This is a genomic window from Paenibacillus sp. JDR-2 (assembly GCF_000023585.1).
In the GTDB taxonomy this organism is placed as follows: domain Bacteria; phylum Bacillota; class Bacilli; order Paenibacillales; family Paenibacillaceae; genus Pristimantibacillus.
Map to the genome: position 1 here is coordinate 3,195,791 of NC_012914.1, position 17,453 is coordinate 3,213,243.

The 17,453-nt window shown below is 52.0% G+C and carries 16 protein-coding genes; 15 read left to right on the forward strand and 1 reads right to left on the reverse strand.

What is annotated here, in order from left to right; translation table 11 throughout:
* Positions 1 to 14: 14 nt before the first annotated feature.
* From PJDR2_RS14030 to PJDR2_RS14095, 14 genes are all read left to right on the forward strand, one after another.
* On the forward strand, positions 15 to 878 hold the full coding sequence (locus tag PJDR2_RS14030; protein WP_041614283.1) for a 3-hydroxybutyryl-CoA dehydrogenase: 864 nt from the start codon (positions 15 to 17) through the stop codon (positions 876 to 878).
* 27 nt (positions 879 to 905) lie between these two features.
* On the forward strand, positions 906 to 2,030 hold the full coding sequence (locus PJDR2_RS14035) for an acyl-CoA dehydrogenase family protein (RefSeq protein WP_015844365.1): 1,125 nt from the start codon (positions 906 to 908) through the stop codon (positions 2,028 to 2,030).
* An 11-nt stretch (positions 2,031 to 2,041) separates the two neighbouring features.
* Complete coding sequence (gene prpB, locus PJDR2_RS14040) at positions 2,042 to 2,941, forward strand: methylisocitrate lyase (RefSeq protein ID WP_041614284.1); 900 nt, start codon at positions 2,042 to 2,044, stop codon at positions 2,939 to 2,941.
* On the forward strand, positions 2,942 to 4,060 hold the full coding sequence (locus PJDR2_RS14045; protein ID WP_015844367.1) for a citrate synthase/methylcitrate synthase: 1,119 nt from the start codon (positions 2,942 to 2,944) through the stop codon (positions 4,058 to 4,060).
* Positions 4,061 to 4,095: 35 nt separating this feature from the next.
* Positions 4,096 to 5,538, forward strand: a complete 1,443-nt coding sequence (locus tag PJDR2_RS14050; protein WP_015844368.1) for a bifunctional 2-methylcitrate dehydratase/aconitate hydratase — start codon at positions 4,096 to 4,098, stop codon at positions 5,536 to 5,538.
* Positions 5,539 to 5,658: 120 nt separating this feature from the next.
* The gene (locus PJDR2_RS14055) at positions 5,659 to 7,215 is read left to right on the forward strand and encodes an ABC-F family ATP-binding cassette domain-containing protein (RefSeq protein ID WP_015844369.1); all 1,557 of its coding nucleotides are present in this window, start codon (positions 5,659 to 5,661) and stop codon (positions 7,213 to 7,215) included.
* A gap of 98 nt (positions 7,216 to 7,313) precedes the next feature.
* A complete protein-coding gene (locus PJDR2_RS14060; RefSeq protein WP_015844370.1) occupies positions 7,314 to 8,048 on the forward strand; it encodes an MOSC domain-containing protein in 735 nt (244 codons plus the stop codon).
* A gap of 81 nt (positions 8,049 to 8,129) precedes the next feature.
* Positions 8,130 to 10,361, forward strand: coding sequence for a heavy metal translocating P-type ATPase (locus tag PJDR2_RS14065; RefSeq protein ID WP_190276197.1), 2,232 nt, complete (start codon positions 8,130 to 8,132; stop codon positions 10,359 to 10,361).
* A 99-nt stretch (positions 10,362 to 10,460) separates the two neighbouring features.
* Positions 10,461 to 11,177, forward strand: a complete 717-nt coding sequence (locus PJDR2_RS14070) for a YebC/PmpR family DNA-binding transcriptional regulator (RefSeq protein WP_015844372.1) — start codon at positions 10,461 to 10,463, stop codon at positions 11,175 to 11,177.
* A gap of 253 nt (positions 11,178 to 11,430) precedes the next feature.
* On the forward strand, positions 11,431 to 12,369 hold the full coding sequence (locus PJDR2_RS14075) for an aldo/keto reductase family protein (RefSeq protein ID WP_015844373.1): 939 nt from the start codon (positions 11,431 to 11,433) through the stop codon (positions 12,367 to 12,369).
* An 18-nt stretch (positions 12,370 to 12,387) separates the two neighbouring features.
* A complete protein-coding gene (locus tag PJDR2_RS14080; protein WP_015844374.1) occupies positions 12,388 to 13,236 on the forward strand; it encodes an NAD-dependent epimerase/dehydratase family protein in 849 nt (282 codons plus the stop codon).
* A 181-nt stretch (positions 13,237 to 13,417) separates the two neighbouring features.
* Positions 13,418 to 14,320 carry a DMT family transporter gene (locus PJDR2_RS14085; protein ID WP_015844375.1) on the forward strand — a complete coding sequence of 301 codons (903 nt, stop codon included), beginning with the start codon at positions 13,418 to 13,420 and terminating at the stop codon, positions 14,318 to 14,320.
* Positions 14,321 to 14,338: 18 nt separating this feature from the next.
* Entirely contained in the window at positions 14,339 to 14,536 is a 198-nt protein-coding gene (locus PJDR2_RS14090; protein WP_015844376.1) for a DNA-binding protein, read from the forward strand.
* A 59-nt stretch (positions 14,537 to 14,595) separates the two neighbouring features.
* Positions 14,596 to 15,054, forward strand: coding sequence for a VanZ family protein (locus PJDR2_RS14095; RefSeq protein WP_015844377.1), 459 nt, complete (start codon positions 14,596 to 14,598; stop codon positions 15,052 to 15,054).
* Between the two features lie 50 nt (positions 15,055 to 15,104).
* Here PJDR2_RS14095 and PJDR2_RS31935 read toward each other — a convergent pair whose 3' ends face one another.
* Positions 15,105 to 15,686: a TetR/AcrR family transcriptional regulator gene (locus PJDR2_RS31935; protein ID WP_015844378.1), complete on the reverse strand. Its 582-nt coding sequence runs from the start codon at positions 15,684 to 15,686 to the stop codon at positions 15,105 to 15,107.
* A 252-nt stretch (positions 15,687 to 15,938) separates the two neighbouring features.
* Between PJDR2_RS31935 and PJDR2_RS14105 the strand changes: the two genes are divergently transcribed.
* Positions 15,939 to 17,414 (forward strand): MDR family MFS transporter, encoded by a 1,476-nt coding sequence (locus PJDR2_RS14105; RefSeq protein ID WP_015844379.1) that lies wholly within the window; start codon positions 15,939 to 15,941, stop codon positions 17,412 to 17,414.
* The last annotated feature ends 39 nt before the right edge of the window (positions 17,415 to 17,453 follow it).

The window sequence follows — 17,453 nt, forward strand, 5'->3', positions numbered from 1 at the left end:
ACGAGGTGAAGGGGATGGAGCAGGTACAGCAGATCCGCCAGGTCACCGTGCTGGGAGCCGGGCAAATGGGAGCCGGCATTGCCCAGACTCTGGCGCAATGCGGATATGAGACCGCGCTTTACGATATTACCGAAGCGGCGGTTGAGCGGGGAATGTACGCGATTGGAAGCTCCCTGGAGCGAATCGTCAAAAAAGGACGGCTGACGAAGGAGCAGCAGGAAGCCGCCATGCAGAAGCTGACGCCGGTTATTACTCTGGAAGCCTGCCGGGTATCTGATTTTGTCATTGAAGCCATCCCTGAACAGCTTGCGCTAAAACAGAAGCTCTTCAAGGAATTGGACCGGATATGCCCGACGCATGCCATTCTTGCCACAAATACCTCTTCGCTGTCGATAACGGCTATTGCGGGTGTGACGAAACGTCCCTCGCAAGTGATTGGCATGCATTTTATGAATCCGGTTCCGGTTATGACGCTTGTGGAAGTGATTCGGGGTCTGGCCACTTCGACGGATACGCTGACAACGACGGTTGCCTTTGCCGAATCGCTTGGGAAGACGGCCGTCCGCGTTGAGGATTATCCGGGCTTTATCTCGAACCGGATTCTGATGCCGATGATTAACGAGGCGATCTATGCCGTCTATGAAGGCGTGGCATCGCCCGAAGCGGTAGACCAAATTATGAAGCTAGGAATGAACCATCCGATGGGCCCGCTTGCTCTCGCGGACTTTATCGGACTGGATACTTGCTTGTACATTATGGAGACGCTGCATGAGGGGTTTGGCGATTCGAAATACCGGCCGTGCCCGCTGCTGCGCAACTATGTATCGGCCGGTTGGCTAGGGAAGAAAACCGGGAAGGGCTTTTACAGCTACGAATAGAATCGCACCCGAAAGGAGCGATTGTCCATGGAACTCCGGTTTACGAAGGAGCAGCAAGACATTAGGCAGGCTATTCGGCAGTTTGCCGCTCGGGAAATAGCATCAGCCGTGCCCCGGATGGAATCCGAGGAGCGGTTTCCTGCGGAAATCATCCGAAGCATGGCGGAGCGGGATTGGATGGGAATTCCCGTTTCCAAGCATTGGGGCGGGGCCGGATCGGATTTTATCTCTTATATTATCGCGATTAACGAAGTGTCGAGGGTTAGCGCTGCGGTTGGCGTTATTTTATCCGTCCACACTTCCGTATGCACGCTTCCTATTCTGAATTACGGCACGGAGGAGCAGCGAGAGCAATTCGTCAGAAAGCTGGCTTCGGGCGAGTGGATCGGAGCCTTTGCCTTAACGGAACCGCATGCCGGTTCGGATGCTGCTGCTATACGGACATCAGCCGAGCGGAAAGGCGACCATTATGAACTAAACGGCTCCAAGCTGTTTATCACTAACGCTGGAGCTGCTGGGGTATATGTCGTGTTTGCCGTTACGGACGGGACGAAGCGTGCCGGCGGCATTACCGCATTTATCGTGCCGGGGGATATGGAGGGGCTTCATATCGGGAAGCCGGAGCGGAAAATGGGTCTTCACGGTTCCAATACCTGCGAGCTTCATTTCGAACAGCTGCGTATTCCCGCGGAGTACCGGCTGGGACGGGAAGGCGAAGGATTCGCGATTGCCAAAGGCTCGCTTGACGGCGGCCGGATCGGCATAGCCGCGCAAGCGCTTGGCATTGCCGAAGCCTCGATTGAGCTCCTCCGCGATCGGTTTGGTCCGCCAAAGGGTTATCCCTATACTTCCCGTGATACCGAGCTAGCGGAGCTTCTGGCCAGAACGGCGGCAGCCAGGCTGTTAGTCTACCGTGCCGCTTCGCTTCGTCAGGAGGGCAGACCATGCACGAAGGAATCGTCAATGGCCAAGATGTTTGCTTCCGATACGGCAGTTGCCGTAACCGGGGCTGCCGTCCGGCTGTTGGGCGAAGAGGGACTATCCAAGGAGCATCCCGCCGAACGGTTGTTCAGAGATGCGAAAGTGACGCAAATTTACGAGGGTACCAATGAAATTCACCGCCTTGTGATCAGCGGCGGATTGATGAAATGAAGGTGACTTTTATGAGAAGTAGCCCCGGACTTAAGCTTCGGGACGCCATTCAGGCGGAGCAGCCCCTTCAAGTGGCGGGAGCGATTAACGCGTATGCTGCCATGATGGCGGAGCAGGTTGGCTTCCGCGCGCTGTATTTATCCGGTGCGGGAGTCGCTAATGCTTCCTTTGGTCTTCCTGACCTGGGAATCACCACGCTTCAGGACGTGCTTGAGGATATCCGCCGGATTACGAATGTATCGGAGCTGCCTCTGTTAGTCGATATCGATACCGGCTTCGGCAGTGCCTTTCAGATCGCCAGAACAATTAAGGAGATGCAGAGAGCCGGCGTGGCGGCTGTCCATATCGAGGATCAGGTGTCGGAGAAAAGATGCGGACACCGACCGAACAAGGCAATGGTGCGAACGGATGAGATGGTCGACCGGATCAAAGCCGCGGTAGATGCCAAGACCGACGGCAGCTTTGTTATTATGGCAAGGACGGATGCTTTGGCCTCGGAAGGGATTGAGGCTGCGATTGAACGCTCTGGCAGGTATGTGGAAGCGGGAGCGGATATGCTTTTTCCCGAAGCGGTTAGCAGTCTTGACGAATATAAAAGGTTTGCCGAGGCCGTGCAGGTACCTATTCTGGCGAATATAACGGAATTCGGGAAAACGCCGCTTTTCACAGTGGAACAGCTCCGGGATGCGGGAGTCAGCCTTGCGCTGTACCCTTTATCGGCGTTTCGGGCCATGAACGCGGCGGCGCTGCGCGTCTACCGTACGATTCGCGAAGAAGGTTCGCAGCAGAAGGTAGTAGATCTGATGCAGACGCGAGCGGAGCTGTATGATTTTCTGCACTATTATGATTATGAACATAAACTTGATGCGTTGTTTGGAATGGAGCTGAAGGAGGAGAAGGGAGAGGGGTAAATGCCGGAACCAAAGCAAGGTGGCCTTGCGGCTGTTATAGCCGGGCAGACTCGAATCTCGACTGTCGGCAAGGAAGGGAAGGGTTTATCGTACCGCGGTTATTCCATCTACGATTTAGCCCGATTCGCAGCCTTTGAGGAGACTGCGTATTTACTTTTGTACGGATGGCTTCCGGATGCCGAACAGCTTGGCCAGTTTCGGAAGCAGCTGACTGCCAGCCGGGAGCTGCCGCCTGCCTTGATCAGCATACTCGAGCTGCTGCCTGGCAGTGCCCATCCGATGGATGTGCTCCGAACCGGTTATTCTGCCCTTGCCTCGTTCGAGCCGGAGGAGGAAGGGCGTTCCGCCTTGGATATTGCGGTCCGGTTGATTGGCTGCACGTCTTCGATTCTGCTGTACTGGTATCACTATCAGAATAGCGGCAAGCGGATTGATACAGCTGGCAGCGGCGGGGATACCGCTTCGCATTTTCTGCAGCTGCTGCATCAGACGGAGCCTGGGGTGCAGCATGCCAAAGCGCTTGATGTTTCTCTAACGCTATACGCGGAGCACGAATTCAACGCCTCGACGTTTGCTGCAAGAGTTACGGCTTCAACGCTATCCGATTTTTATTCGGCGATTGCTACCGGGGTGGGCACGCTGCGCGGACCTCTGCACGGCGGTGCCAACGAGGCGGCCATGGAACTCATTGAGCGTTACGGCAATCCGGATGATGCGGAGGCGGGCATTCTGGAGGCTCTCCGGCAAAAGCAGCTGATCATGGGATTTGGCCACCGCGTCTATTCGGTCTCGGATCCCCGTTCCGATGTGATTAAGGAGTGGTCTCTTGCCCTGTCCGAACAGGCCGGAGACCGGAAACTGTACGAGATCTCCGAGAGAATCGAACAGGTAATGCGCCGGGAAAAAAAGCTGTTCCCCAATCTGGATTTCTACAGCGCCTCGGCCTATTATCATTTGGGGATTCCTACACCGTTATTTACCCCTGTCTTTGTGTTGTCCCGCCTCACGGGATGGTCGGCGCATGTTATGGAGCAGCGGGCAGGGAACCGGATTATCCGTCCAAGCGCCGATTATATCGGACCTGATCCGCAAGAGTGGCTGCCGCTCGATCAGCGCTAGTTGAAAGATGACCGTCAGGGAGGAGCACGACAGAAATGTCTGTAACGTTTAGTACGAACCGCCCCGATCCCGATCCGCTGCTGGTCGATATTGCGGAATACGTTCTTCATAAGGAGCTGGCCAGCGAAGAAGCTTACAATACCGCAAGGCTATGCCTGATGGATACGCTTGGCTGCGGACTGCTGGCGCTCCGTTATCCGGAATGCGCCAAGCTTCTTAGTCCGCTTGTGCCGGGAACCGTGGTGCCAAACGGCGCGCGGGTGCCGGGTACTTCAACCGTAACGGACCCGGTCACGGCCGCCTTCCAGATCGGCTGCCTGATCCGTTGGCTCGATTACAACGATACGTGGCTTGCCGCCGAATGGGGTCATCCCTCCGACAATCTGGGCGGCATTCTCGCTGCCGCCGATTATATCAGCCGCAAGAACCGAGCCGAAGGCAAAACCCCGCTCACCATTCGCGATGTGCTGACGGCGATGATTAAAGCGCATGAGATTCAGGGAATCCTCGCGCTTGAGAACAGCTTTAACCGGGTAGGACTCGATCATGTGCTCCTTGTCAAAATCGCCTCTACCGCCGTCGTTGCTCAGCTTCTTGGAGGCAGCAAGAACGAGATCGTGAATGCCGTCTCGCATGCTTGGCTTGACGGCCATGCTCTCCGGACGTACCGCCACGCGCCGAATACGGGCTCGAGAAAATCATGGGCCGCCGGAGACGCCACAAGCCGGGCCGTATGGCTCTCCATGATGGCGCTTCGCGGCGAGATGGGCTATCCGTCTGCGCTGAGCGCTCCGGCTTGGGGATTCCAGGATGTCCTGTTTAAAGGGAAGCCTGTGGTTCAGGCGAGGCCGTTTGATTCCTATGTCATGGAACATATCTTGTTCAAAATTTCGTTTCCGGCGGAATTTCACGGACAGACTGCCGTTGAAGCGGCCATTCGGCTGCATCCGCTTGTGAAAGACCGGATTGATGATATTGCTGCGATCGAGCTTACTACCCACGAGTCGGCGATCCGCATTATCGACAAGCGGGGACCGCTCCATAATCCGGCGGACCGCGATCACTGCCTGCAATATATGGTTGCGATAGGCCTGCTGCACGGCGGACTTACGGCGGATCATTATGAGGATGCGGCGGCTTCCGATCCCCGGATCGATCAGCTGCGGGATAAAATGCGCACGACCCAGGATCAGAGGTATTCCGAAGAATATCTGGATGCCGACAAACGTTCCATCGCCAACGCCATTCAAGTGTTTTTCGCGGATGGTTCTTCAACCGGTAAAGTGGAGGTGGAGTACCCAATCGGCCACCGGAGAAGAAGAGAGGAAGGCATTCCTTTATTGGTGAGCAAATTCGAAGAGAATCTGAAGACGCGTTTCCCGGCGAAGCAAGCCGGTCGGATCGCCGCTCTTTGCCAGGATCAGGAGGCTTTGGAGCACACAAAAGTGGATCAATTTGTCGATTTGTTCGTCATTTAACGGCGCGGCCTTTCAAAAGGCCGCTTTTTTCATCTTTTCTTGACATCCTTCATTGAGTTATGAGGCCTCTAACGCTTATAATATAACGAGGAAAAAAGATTAAAAAGAAAAGGTGCATTCATGAGTATATTAAACGTTGAAAGATTAAGCCATGGATTTGGCGACCGCGCGATTTTTAACGACGTATCGTTCCGTCTGCTCAAAGGGGAGCATATCGGTCTGATCGGCGCAAACGGCGAAGGCAAATCCACGTTTATGAACATTATTACCGGCAAGCTCCAGCCGGATGACGGCAAGGTGGAATGGTCCAAACGGATGCGCGTTGGTTATCTCGATCAGCACGCCGTTCTGAGCAAAGGACTTACGATGCGCGATGTTCTTAAAGGCGCCTTCCAATATTTGTTTGACATGGAACAAGAGATGAACGATATGTACGGCCGTATGGGCGACGTATCGCCGGAAGAGCTGGAGAAGCTCCTTGAGGATGTCGGCACGATTCAAGATACGTTGACGAATCAGGATTTCTATCTCATCGATGCAAAAATCGATGAAACCGCGCGTGGTCTTGGCCTGACCGATGTCGGCCTCGACAAGGACGTTCACGACCTCAGCGGAGGCCAGCGCACGAAAGTATTGCTGGCCAAGCTGCTGCTTGAGAAGCCGGATATTCTGCTCCTCGACGAGCCTACCAACTATCTGGACGAACAGCACATTGAATGGTTGAAGCGTTACTTGCAGGAGTATGAGAATGCCTTCATTCTTATCTCTCATGATATTCCGTTCCTGAACAGTGTCATTAACCTGATCTACCACATGGAGAATCAAGAGCTTACCCGTTATGTAGGCGACTACGATCATTTCCTGGAAGTTCATGAAATGAAGAAGCAGCAGCTGGAATCGGCATTCAAGCGCCAACAGCAGGAAATTTCCGAGCTGAAGGATTTTGTGGCCCGTAATAAAGCCAGCGTTGCGACGCGCAACATGGCGATGTCCAGACAGAAGAAACTCGATAAGATGGAAGTTATTGAGCTGGCGAAGGAGAAGCCGAAGCCGCAATTCAACTTCATGGACGCAAGAGCATCCAGCAAGCTGATCTTCGAAACGAAGGATCTTGTCATCGGCTACGATTCGCCGCTCTCGAGACCGCTTAATCTCCGGATGGAGCGTGGTCAGAAGATTGCCCTTGTTGGCGCGAACGGTATCGGTAAGACAACCCTGCTGCGCAGTATTCTGGGCGAAATCCCGGCAGTGAAAGGCACTGTCCAGCGTGGCGATATTCTTAGCATTGGCTACTTCCAGCAGGAGATGAAAGAGTCGAACAACAATACGTGCATCGATGAGATCTGGAATGAGTTCCCGTCTTATTCGCAGTTCGAAGTGCGTGCGGCACTCGCGAAATGCGGTCTGACGACCAAGCATATCGAGAGCAAAATCGCCGTGCTCAGCGGCGGCGAGAAAGCAAAGGTACGCCTCTGCAAGCTGATCAACCGCGAGACGAACGTGCTTGTGCTTGACGAGCCGACGAACCACTTGGACGTTGACGCAAAGGACGAGCTGGCCCGTGCGCTGAAAGCGTACAAAGGCAGCATCATCCTTATCTCTCACGAACCTGAATTCTACAAGCAAGTCGTTACCGAAACGTGGAACTGCGAAGAGTGGACAACGAAAGTATTCTAATGAATTGTGCATAATAGTAAGAACTGATCCTGCCTGACAGCTTGTTGTCGGGCAGGATTTTTATGTTTAACAGGAGATTCTTTCAAGGAGGAAGCGGTATGGCAGGGCAAAGTATCGGCAAGGTGAAGGGGATCACTCAATATCCGGTCAAGTCTTTGGCAGGAAACGATATGTCCAAGGCGGTTATTGAAGCGTACGGACTATACGGAGACCGGAGCCATGCGTTTGTGGACGAAACGAAGGAAGGCTGGGACCAGTACATAACGGCACGGGAAGTGCCCATGATGCTTGGATTGCAGGCAACGTTTAAGGATGCCGGCCGTCCAGTGGACGACGATTTTCCGCCTCTTGCCGTTACAGGACCGGAAGGACAAAGCTTCGGCTGGGATGAAGAACTGCTGGCGTATCTCCAGCCGCATTCCAGGCGGACGATGCAGCTGAGACGCTATAAGCCAAGCGATGAGCTGCTTGGCGTCGATGCTCGCAGTCTATTGATCATTACAGACCGGTCGCTGAACCTGCTTGAGCAAATGCTGGGACGTCCGGTTGATCACCGGAGATTCCGGGCGAATCTGCTGGTCTCGTTGTCTGATGATTACAGCGGCGATGAATACGGGTGGATTGGGAAACAGCTGAATATCGGAAATGCAAAACTGCAGGTGGTTGAGCCATGCGACCGATGCTCGTTGATTACCCTTGATCCGGACACCTATGCGCGCGACGTGTCTATCCTCAAAAAGGTGAACGAAGAAATGGGTCTGAATTTTGGCGTTTATGCGCAAATCATTGAAACGGGGGTCATCAGCCTGAATGACGAAGTATACCCCCAGTAGGTATTTTTAATGATTGACATATATACGGGTGGGGGGTATACTGGAGCCAATCAATGATAACAGGAAATGGATGTGTTGCGTATGCCTCCCGTGCAATCAAATGATCACGACCAGACCACCTTTGATATAACCGGAATGACTTGTGCCGCATGTGCGAACCGCATAGAGAAAGGGTTGAATAAACTTCCCGGCGTTGCTTCCGCAACGGTTAACTTTGCGATGGAAACAGCCCGCGTCGAGTATGCGCCGAGTGAAGTTTCCGCCCAGGATATAGAGCGCAAGGTCGAGCAGCTAGGTTATGCTGCCGCCGAACGCGTGGAAAGTGCCGTTGTGAAGAAGAATTCCGAAAGACAAGGACAAATCAGAAAGCTCGTGATTTCTGCCTTATTATCGCTCCCGCTTATTTGGAGCATGGTTGGACATTTCTCGTTTACTTCCTGGTTGTATGTACCGGAGCTGTTTATGAACCCGTGGTTCCAGCTTATTCTGGCAACGCCCGTACAGTTCTACATTGGCCGTTCCTTCTATGTCAGCGCGTATAAAGCTCTCCGCAACGGCGGCGCCAATATGGATGTGCTTATCGCGCTCGGAACATCGGCTGCTTATTTCTACAGTTTGTATGCAACCGTCAAATGGGAAGCGGAAGGCTCATCGATGCATCATGCGCCAGAGCTGTATTTTGAGACAAGTGCGATTCTGATCACCTTGGTATTGCTTGGTAAACTGTTCGAAACTTTAGCCAAAGGGCGCACCTCGGAAGCGATTAAATCGCTTATGGGCCTGAGAGCGAAGACGGCTACTGTCGTAAGAGACGGTCAAGAAATGATTATTCCCGTTGAACAAGTGATCAAAGGGGATGTCGTCATGGTTCGGCCGGGCGAGAAGATTCCGGTTGACGGTCTGGTGCTCGAAGGCGCTTCGGCTGTTGATGAAGCCATGCTGACGGGTGAGAGCCTGCCGGTAGAGAAAAGCGCAGGCGATGCTGTAATCGGAGCAACCATTAACGGTAACGGCGTATTGAAAGTCCAAGCAACAAAGGTAGGAGCGGACACGGCTCTTGCCCAGATTATCCGGGTAGTGGAGGAAGCGCAGGGCTCCAAAGCGCAGATTCAACGGGTTGCAGACGTTATTTCCGGTATTTTCGTTCCGATCGTAACGGGAATAGCGGTTGCTGCATTCCTGGTGTGGCTGATCTTTATCAAGCCGGGAGATTTAACCTCGGCACTTGAGACCGCAATTGCGATCCTGGTTATTGCCTGTCCCTGCGCGCTTGGTCTTGCGACTCCTACCTCGATTATGGCGGGTTCCGGCCGCGCGGCGGAGTTAGGCATTTTGTTCAAAGGCGGCGAGCATCTTGAACAGACCCACAAGGTGGATGCGATTATTCTCGATAAAACAGGAACGGTAACAAACGGCAAACCATCGTTAACGGACATCAATGTTGCAGATGACAGGGATGAAGCTGAATTTTTGCGTCTGGTTGGCGGAGCGGAGCAGCTCTCCGAGCATCCGCTCGCCGTGGCGATAGCTGACGGTATACGGGAGAGGGGTATATCTTTTGCTTCCGCCGAGTCGTTTGAAGCTTTGCCAGGCTTTGGAATCCGGGCCGTCGTGGAAGGCAAATCGGTATTAATCGGAACCCGCAGGCTGCTCGAGGAAAACGGTGTTCACGCGGAGGACGTTTATCCGGTCATGAACAGACTCGAGGAAGCGGGCAAGACCGCAATGCTGGTTGCCATTAATGAGCAATACGCCGGAATAATAGCCGCCGCGGATACAATTAAGGAGAGTTCGGTATCCGCGGTAGTGCGGCTCAAAGAGCTTGGAATCAAGGTCATCATGGTTACGGGAGACAATGAACGTACCGCATTAGCGATTGCCGCACAAGCTGGAATTGATCATGTACTTGCTGAAGTTCTGCCGGAAGGCAAGGCGGCGGAAGTGAAAAAGCTGCAGCAGCAAGGCCATATCGTTGCCATGGTTGGCGACGGGATTAACGATGCTCCTGCGCTGGCGTCAGCCAATATCGGCATGGCGATAGGCACAGGGACCGATGTGGCGATGGAAGCGGCTGACGTCACCTTGATGCGCGGCGATCTCGAGAGCATTCCGGATGCGATCTACATCAGCCGGATGACGATGCGGAATATTAAACAGAATCTGTTCTGGGCGCTTGGCTACAACACGCTTGGCATTCCGATTGCGGCAATTGGCCTGCTTGCGCCTTGGGTAGCCGGAGCGGCTATGGCATTAAGCTCGGTATCCGTTGTCCTGAATGCTTTAAGACTTCAAAAGCTCCAAGTAAGACGATAACAATCTTGCCTTTCTGCACCGCAATCGGATTAGGAGTTGTCCAATACAAGGAAAAGCCGTTATAATAGGCATATAGAAAAATGAAGAAAGTGGTGCAGCATGGGTCGTAAGTGGAATAACATTAAAGAGAAAAAAGCTTCGAAAGACGCTAACACAAGCCGCATTTATGCGAAATTCGGTCTTGAAATTTATGTAGCAGCGAAGAAAGGCGAGCCTAACCCGGAATCTAACGGCGCACTGAAGTTCGTTCTTGAACGTGCGAAGACTTATAACGTACCGAAGGCGATTATCGATCGCGCGATCGATAAAGCAAAAGGCGGCTCGGACGAACAATATTTCGAGCTCCGTTATGAAGGTTTTGGTCCTGCAGGCTCTATGATCATTGTAGATGCCCTGACGAACAACGTGAATCGCACGGCTCCGGAAGTGCGTTCGGCTTTCAACAAAGCCGGCGGCAACATGGGCGTAAGCGGATCGGTATCTTATATGTTCGACCAGACCGCCGTAATCGGCGTCGAAGGCAAATCGCTTGATGACGTAATGGAAATTATGCTGGAAGCAGACGTTGACGTCAACGATATCGCGGAAGAAGACGAGACGATCATGGTCTATGCTGCTCCGGATCAATTTAACGCTGTACAAGAAGCATTCAAGACTGCTGGAATTACGGAGTTCGTAGTTGCTGAAGTAACGATGCTTGCGCAAAACTTCGTTACTCTTCCCGAAGATGCGGTAGCTTCCTTCGAGAAGCTGATTGACGCGCTTGAAGATTTGGAAGACGTTCAACAAGTGTATCACAACGTTGAATTCGAATAATCGAGTTTGAAAACGGTCGCCTGAGGGCGGCCGTTTTTTTCTGTAATTCCAAGCTGTCATTGCCGTTTCACCCTGTTTAACAGGATGAATATCAAGGTATATCCAAGTATAGTAGGTAACCTCGAACCAATCTAATGAAAAACATTTCAGTTCTTTTCAGCCCGGTAGATGTCATTTAGAATAAGGTTGGCAGGAGAACAGCCGTTTGTGTTTGGAATAAAAATTTTTAGTAAACGAATGGAGGAGCAATACGATGAAATATCGGAAACTTGGCGGTACAGGTCTGAAGGTTAGTGAAATCAGCTTAGGCAGCTGGCTTACATATGGCGGTTACGTGGAACGCGAGAATGCGGTTAACGCGATTCGCACGGCTTATGATTTGGGAATTAACTTTTTCGATACGGCAAATGTGTACGAGCGCGGCGGAGCGGAAGAACTGGTTGGCGAAGCGCTGAAAGCGTATCCGCGCGAATCCTATGTTCTGGCGACAAAAGTATTCTGGCCGATGGGCGACGGACCCAACGATCGCGGCTTGTCCCGCAAGCATGTGATTGAGCAGGCTAACGCAAGCTTGAAGCGTCTTGGCCATGATTACATCGATATTTACTACTGCCACCGTCATGATGCGGAGACTCCGCTGCAAGAAACGCTTCGCGCGATCGATGATCTGGTTCGTTCCGGCAAAGTGCTGTATGTCGGCGTAAGCGAATGGCAGGCTTCGCAAATCGCTGAAGCGCTTGGCGTAGCGGACCGCTACCTGCTGGACCGTATTGTGGTTAACCAACCGATCTATAATATGTTTGAGCGTTATATCGAGAAGGAAATCATTCCGCTTAGCGAACGCTCCGGCATCGGCCAGGTTGTCTTCTCGCCGCTGGCGCAAGGCTTGCTGACCGGCAAATACACCTCCACAACCGATTTCCCTGCGGACAGCCGCGCGGCTAAGATCGATTGGATGGGCAAAGGCATTACGGAAGAGAAAATCAACAAGGTCCGTCAGCTGGAAGCCATTGCGGCAGAGCTTGGCATCAGCGTCGGCAACCTGGCGCTGGCCTGGATTCTCCGTCAACCAAACGTAGCAAGCGCGCTTGTTGGCGCAAGCCGTCCGGATCAAGTGACCGAGAATGCCAAAGCTTCGGGTATTGCATTAAGCGAAGACGTACTGGAACAAATCGAAACCATTCTGAAGTAAGAGAAGGAGACATCCTAGATGGCTAAAGTTGTAGTTACCGGCGGAAGCGGGATGCTTGGACGATGGATCGTTAAGCATTTCGTGGACCAAGGGTATGAGGTGCTTAATGTAGATACGCGTCAGCCGGACGAAGCAATCTGCCCAACGCTGATTGTAAATCTGGAGGATCTGGGTCAGACCTATGGAGCGCTGGCAGGTGCGGATGCAGTCGTACATATGGCGGCTATTCCGAGAGCTGGCATGGTCCCGCCCGAGGTCACCTTCCGTAACAATGTGATGTCTACCTACAACGTGTTGGAAGCAGCCGCTGGCCTTGGCATCAAAAAGGTTGTTATCGCGTCCAGCGAATCCTCGTACGGCATCTGCTTTGCGGAGCATCCGTTTGGTCCGCAATACGTACCGATGGATGAGGCTCACCCGCAGCTTCCTCAGGATAGCTACGGATTGTCCAAAATCGTTAACGAAGCAACAGCCGATATGTTCCACCGCCGTACCGGCATGCAGGTCGTATCGCTGCGCCTCGGGAACGTCATTCCGCCGGAATGGTACGAACGATTTCCGTCGTTTATCCATAAACCGGAGGAGCGGGAACGCATCCTGTGGAGCTATATCGATACGCGTGACGTAGCGGAAGCCTGTGAGCTTGCAATAAAAGCGGAGGGGCTTGGTTCCGTAGCCATTAATCTCGCAAACGATGAGTCCAGCATGGACATCACGAGCCGGGAGCTGATGGCGGCCCGTTATCCGGAAGTCACCGATTTCCGGGCGCCGCTTGAAGGCTTTGAATCGCTGCTGAACAGCGGCAAAGCAAAAACGCTGCTTGGCTGGCAGCCGAAATATTTCTGGCGCGAGCAGCTGGAGAAATAATGGAGAACGGCCCTTATCCGCGGGATAAGGGCCGTTTTTTTGCGGACAGAAGGCATTCGCATGGCCATATTTGATTGCTGAAAAGTAACTTTTATTATAGACAGCTTTCCTAAGCGAGGAGTATACTTTAAACGCTTACTTAATGGAATTTACTTATAGACATGAGAAGGTGCGGCGGCTTGTGAGTTATCTGTTTCTATTCTTGGCAACTTTGGCATGGAGCTTTGTAGGCGTTCTTGTTAAAACAGCTTCTACGATGGTCGACAGCTCCATCATCTCCTTCTGCCGGTTCTTCTTTGGCGTTCTTGTCCTTGGGATTTATCTGCTTATGAAAGACGGGAAGATTGAATTCCGCTACCGGATGAAATGGCTCTGGTTCGGGGCGGCGGGCAAATCCGCCAACTATATTTTCGAGAACATCGCGCTTATGATCGGTTACTCTTATGGCAATATTCTCGTGCAGCCCGTGCAGACCGTGGTTCTGCTGCTAGCGGGCAGCTTCGTCTTCAAGGAAAAGGTGTCGAGGGCGGGGTGGATCTCAGCGGCATTATGCGTGGTCGGCGTTATCGTTGTTGGTTGGAATGGCGTTCCGCTTGATAAGCTGATGGAAAGCAGCGGTTTAACAACCATCTTGTTTACTCTAGCGGGGATTGGCGCGGCGGTTCATGTCATGAGCCAGCGCATGCTTGTTACGACAATGGATAACGGCAATATGAACTTCTCCGTCTTCCTGATTGCTACGCTGATGGTGTCGATTCCTATTCCGTTCCAAAGCGAAGGATTTACGGGAGTGTCGACGGCCGGGGCATGGCTGGCACTTGTCTGCTTAGGAGTTATTACCGGACTCAGTTTCTTCTGGTTCGCGGAAGCGATGAAGCGGGTGCCGTTCGCCGTAGTAGCGATTGTTGGCAATAGTTCCGTGTTATTCTCGATTTTGTGGGCGTACATTTTCTTCCGGGATCCGATTACCAGCTATATCATTATTGGCACACTAATCTTTGTAGCAGGTTTCCTGCTTCTTAACTTCTCCGGTCCAAGAAAGAAGACCGTGAAACAGGAAGATAAGGTGGAAGCGGCGGTATAAAGCAAAGGAGCGAATACGATGGATCAAGTTAGCGACCTTCCGGCCAAGCTAAGCAAGCCCGCCATGCGCGCTTTTACCCATGCGGGTTATTTGAAGCTTGAGCAGTTTGCCGGGCTGACCGAAGCCGAGGTGCTTGCGCTCCATGGCGTCGGGCCAACCGCAATCGTACTGCTTCGCCAAGCGCTTGCCGAGAAGGGATTAGCCTTCCGCAAATAAAGAAGAGAGCAGCGGGCAACCGCTGCTCTTTTGGCGTACTGAAAGGAGGGACATGCCGTATGCAAAAGGTCGAATCAAACAGGCGTCTATCGAGGCCTGTGCATGTTTTCATACTTATCTTGTTTATCCTGTATAGTCTCATAATGATCAAGCTGCTCTTTATCCGCGACAGCAGCTATAGATGGTCAGTCTATAATTACAACATCGTCCCGTTTCATACGATCAAATCGTTGATCTATCATCGGCATGCTTATAATACCGATACCTGGGTGAAAAACCTATTCGGAAATATCGTCTTGTTTATTCCGCTCGGTGTCTGCTTTCCGCTGCTTAGCCGCAGGTTGTTCCAGGCAGCCAGAAGTCTTGCGGCCATAATCATTCTTCTGTTCCTCGTAGAATCCATTCAGCTCGTAACCAAAGTTGGAAGCTTCGATGTTGACGATATAATACTGAACACGCTTGGAGCTTGTATTGGACTTGTCTTTATCAAGCTGTTCGCATCCCGGTTAAGAAGTTAATCCGATATAAGAAAAAACCGTGCCTATGGCACGGTTTTTTGGTTTGCCTGTTATTTCTTTAGAATCCCTTCGAAAAACACCTGGAAGGAGATCAGCAGCTGGTCTCCAAAGCCTTCCTTCGAAATCCCCATGACCCAGTTAAGCATCGTACCCAAATAGATTTGCGTAGCGATGCAGGCCATCGTCTGAGCAGGAATCGTTGTTGTGAATTCACCGGACTGTTGGCCTTTCTCAAACACGGGAACTAGATTGTCCATCACCAGACAGAATCCATCTTTGCTTTCCTCGATATTCTGGTTATTCGCGAGCATGCCCTGAATCGACAGGAGAAGCATGCTGTGGTTCTCGGCCATGGCATCGCCAAGCGTCTTGACGAGTGCGAGGAAGCGGGGCGCATAAGGTCCTGGCTTATCCTTTAGGTTCACGATCTCATCAATGGCCACCAGCTTGTTCAGCTTGCCTCGGACATCCTCTTTGGTTTTGAAATAGTTAAAGAAAGTGCCTTTGGCAACGCCGGCAGCTTCCGTAATTTGAGCGACGGTGGTGGATTCAAAGCCTTGCTCGGCAAACAGGCACATCGCCGCTTCAAGTATCCGGTTTTTGGTCTCGAGTTTTTTCTCTTCTCGGTTCACAGCCATCATCCTCCGTTTATTGCCTACAGTATAGCATATCCACGGCAGTTATGGGTCCAAACTTTTAATGACCGATGGTACAATAATTGTGATGTAATAATTAAGTTTGTCCATGTTGATCTGTTATAATTCGCTATAATATCCGATATAACAAGGAAAAAATAAAATGACCAATGGTATAAAATAATGTTGACCGATGGTCATTTTATCGCTATAATCCAAAATGTAAGAAGTCGAGAATGGAGGATTCAAATGACGAAATCAAATATTCAATCCGTACCGGACGCGAGTACGTTTACGATCCGATCGATCATCGCGCCGCTTATTGCCGTTATTGTTGGATTATTTATGGTTATTCTGGACGGAACAGCGATGAATGTCGCGTTAAGCGGCTTCATGAAGGAGTTCGGCAAGGACTTGTCCGTCGTTCAATGGACGACAACGGGTTATGCGCTTGCGCAAGCCGCGGTGATTCCGCTGGCAGGCTGGCTGTCCGACCGGTTTGGGGCAAAGCGGATTTTCCTCGTGTCAGTGGGGATGTTTACGTTTGGTTCCTTGCTTTGCGCTTTTGCGGGCAATATCGAAATGCTGATTCTTTTCCGGATTATTCAAGGTCTTGGCGGCGGTATGGTTATGCCGATTGCCTTCGCCATTATTTATAAGCTTAGTCCGCCCGAGAAGGTTGGCTCGGTAATGGGGATGCTGGGAATTCCGGTTCTGATCGCACCAGCATTAGGTCCGGTTGTAGCCGGCGCATTAATCGATTACGCTACCTGGCATTGGATCTTCCTTATTAATATCCCTCTTGGCATCATCGGGATTATTGCAGGCATGCGTACCTTGCCTAACATTGAACGCCAGGAAGTAAAGTCGCTGGACGTTCCGGGCATTATTTTTGGACCGCTCGCATTTGCGGCTTTATCGTACGGGGTGAGCGAAGGGGGAACAAGCTGGACTTCGGCTCAGACCTTAACCGGTCTTATCGTAGGCGCGGCCTCGCTGATTATCTTTGTGTTTGTAGAGCTGCGCAGCAAGCAGCCGCTTCTGGAGCTTCGCGTATTCCGCTCCAGAGATTTCAGCAAGGGGATTATTGTCCAGTGGTTTACGCAGATTGCGCTTATGGGAACGTTCTTCCTCATTCCGATGCTCCTCATTCAAGTTCAGGGTCATACGGCAACGGAATCCGGGTTGATCATGCTGCCTCAAGCGATCGCTTCCGCCGTCTTCATGCCGATTGGAGGCAGGCTGTTCGACCGGATTGGCGCAAGACCGTTGCTTGTTACGGGGCTTAGCATTGTTGGAGTGGCTTCGTTCCTGTTATCGAATATTTCAGCGGATGACGGCTTATCGCTTATCCTGATCACTTCCGGTCTGTTTGGCGTCGGGATGGGATTGTCCATGATGCCGATGAATACGTACTTGATTCAAGCATCTCCGCCAAGCCTGGTTGGCCGCGTTACTTCGCTCACTTCCGCGGCTCAGCAGGTGATGACGTCTTTCGCAATCGCGGGACTGAGTACTTATCTGACTACAAAGATTAAAGATGCGACGGTACCTGGCAAGGCTCCGGAAATTGACGCTTTATATCATTCCTACGGTGAAACTTTCCTTGTTGTGGTTGGCATTGCCATTGCAGGCGTATTATTGGGCTTATTCCTTCGCAAACCGGTCAGAGCGGAAGGCGATGAAGGCTCTGTAGTAGAAGCTCCCATGATGATGGGTCATTAATCCGAACGAAAATACCATTTATTTCTGAATTGTTCAGGA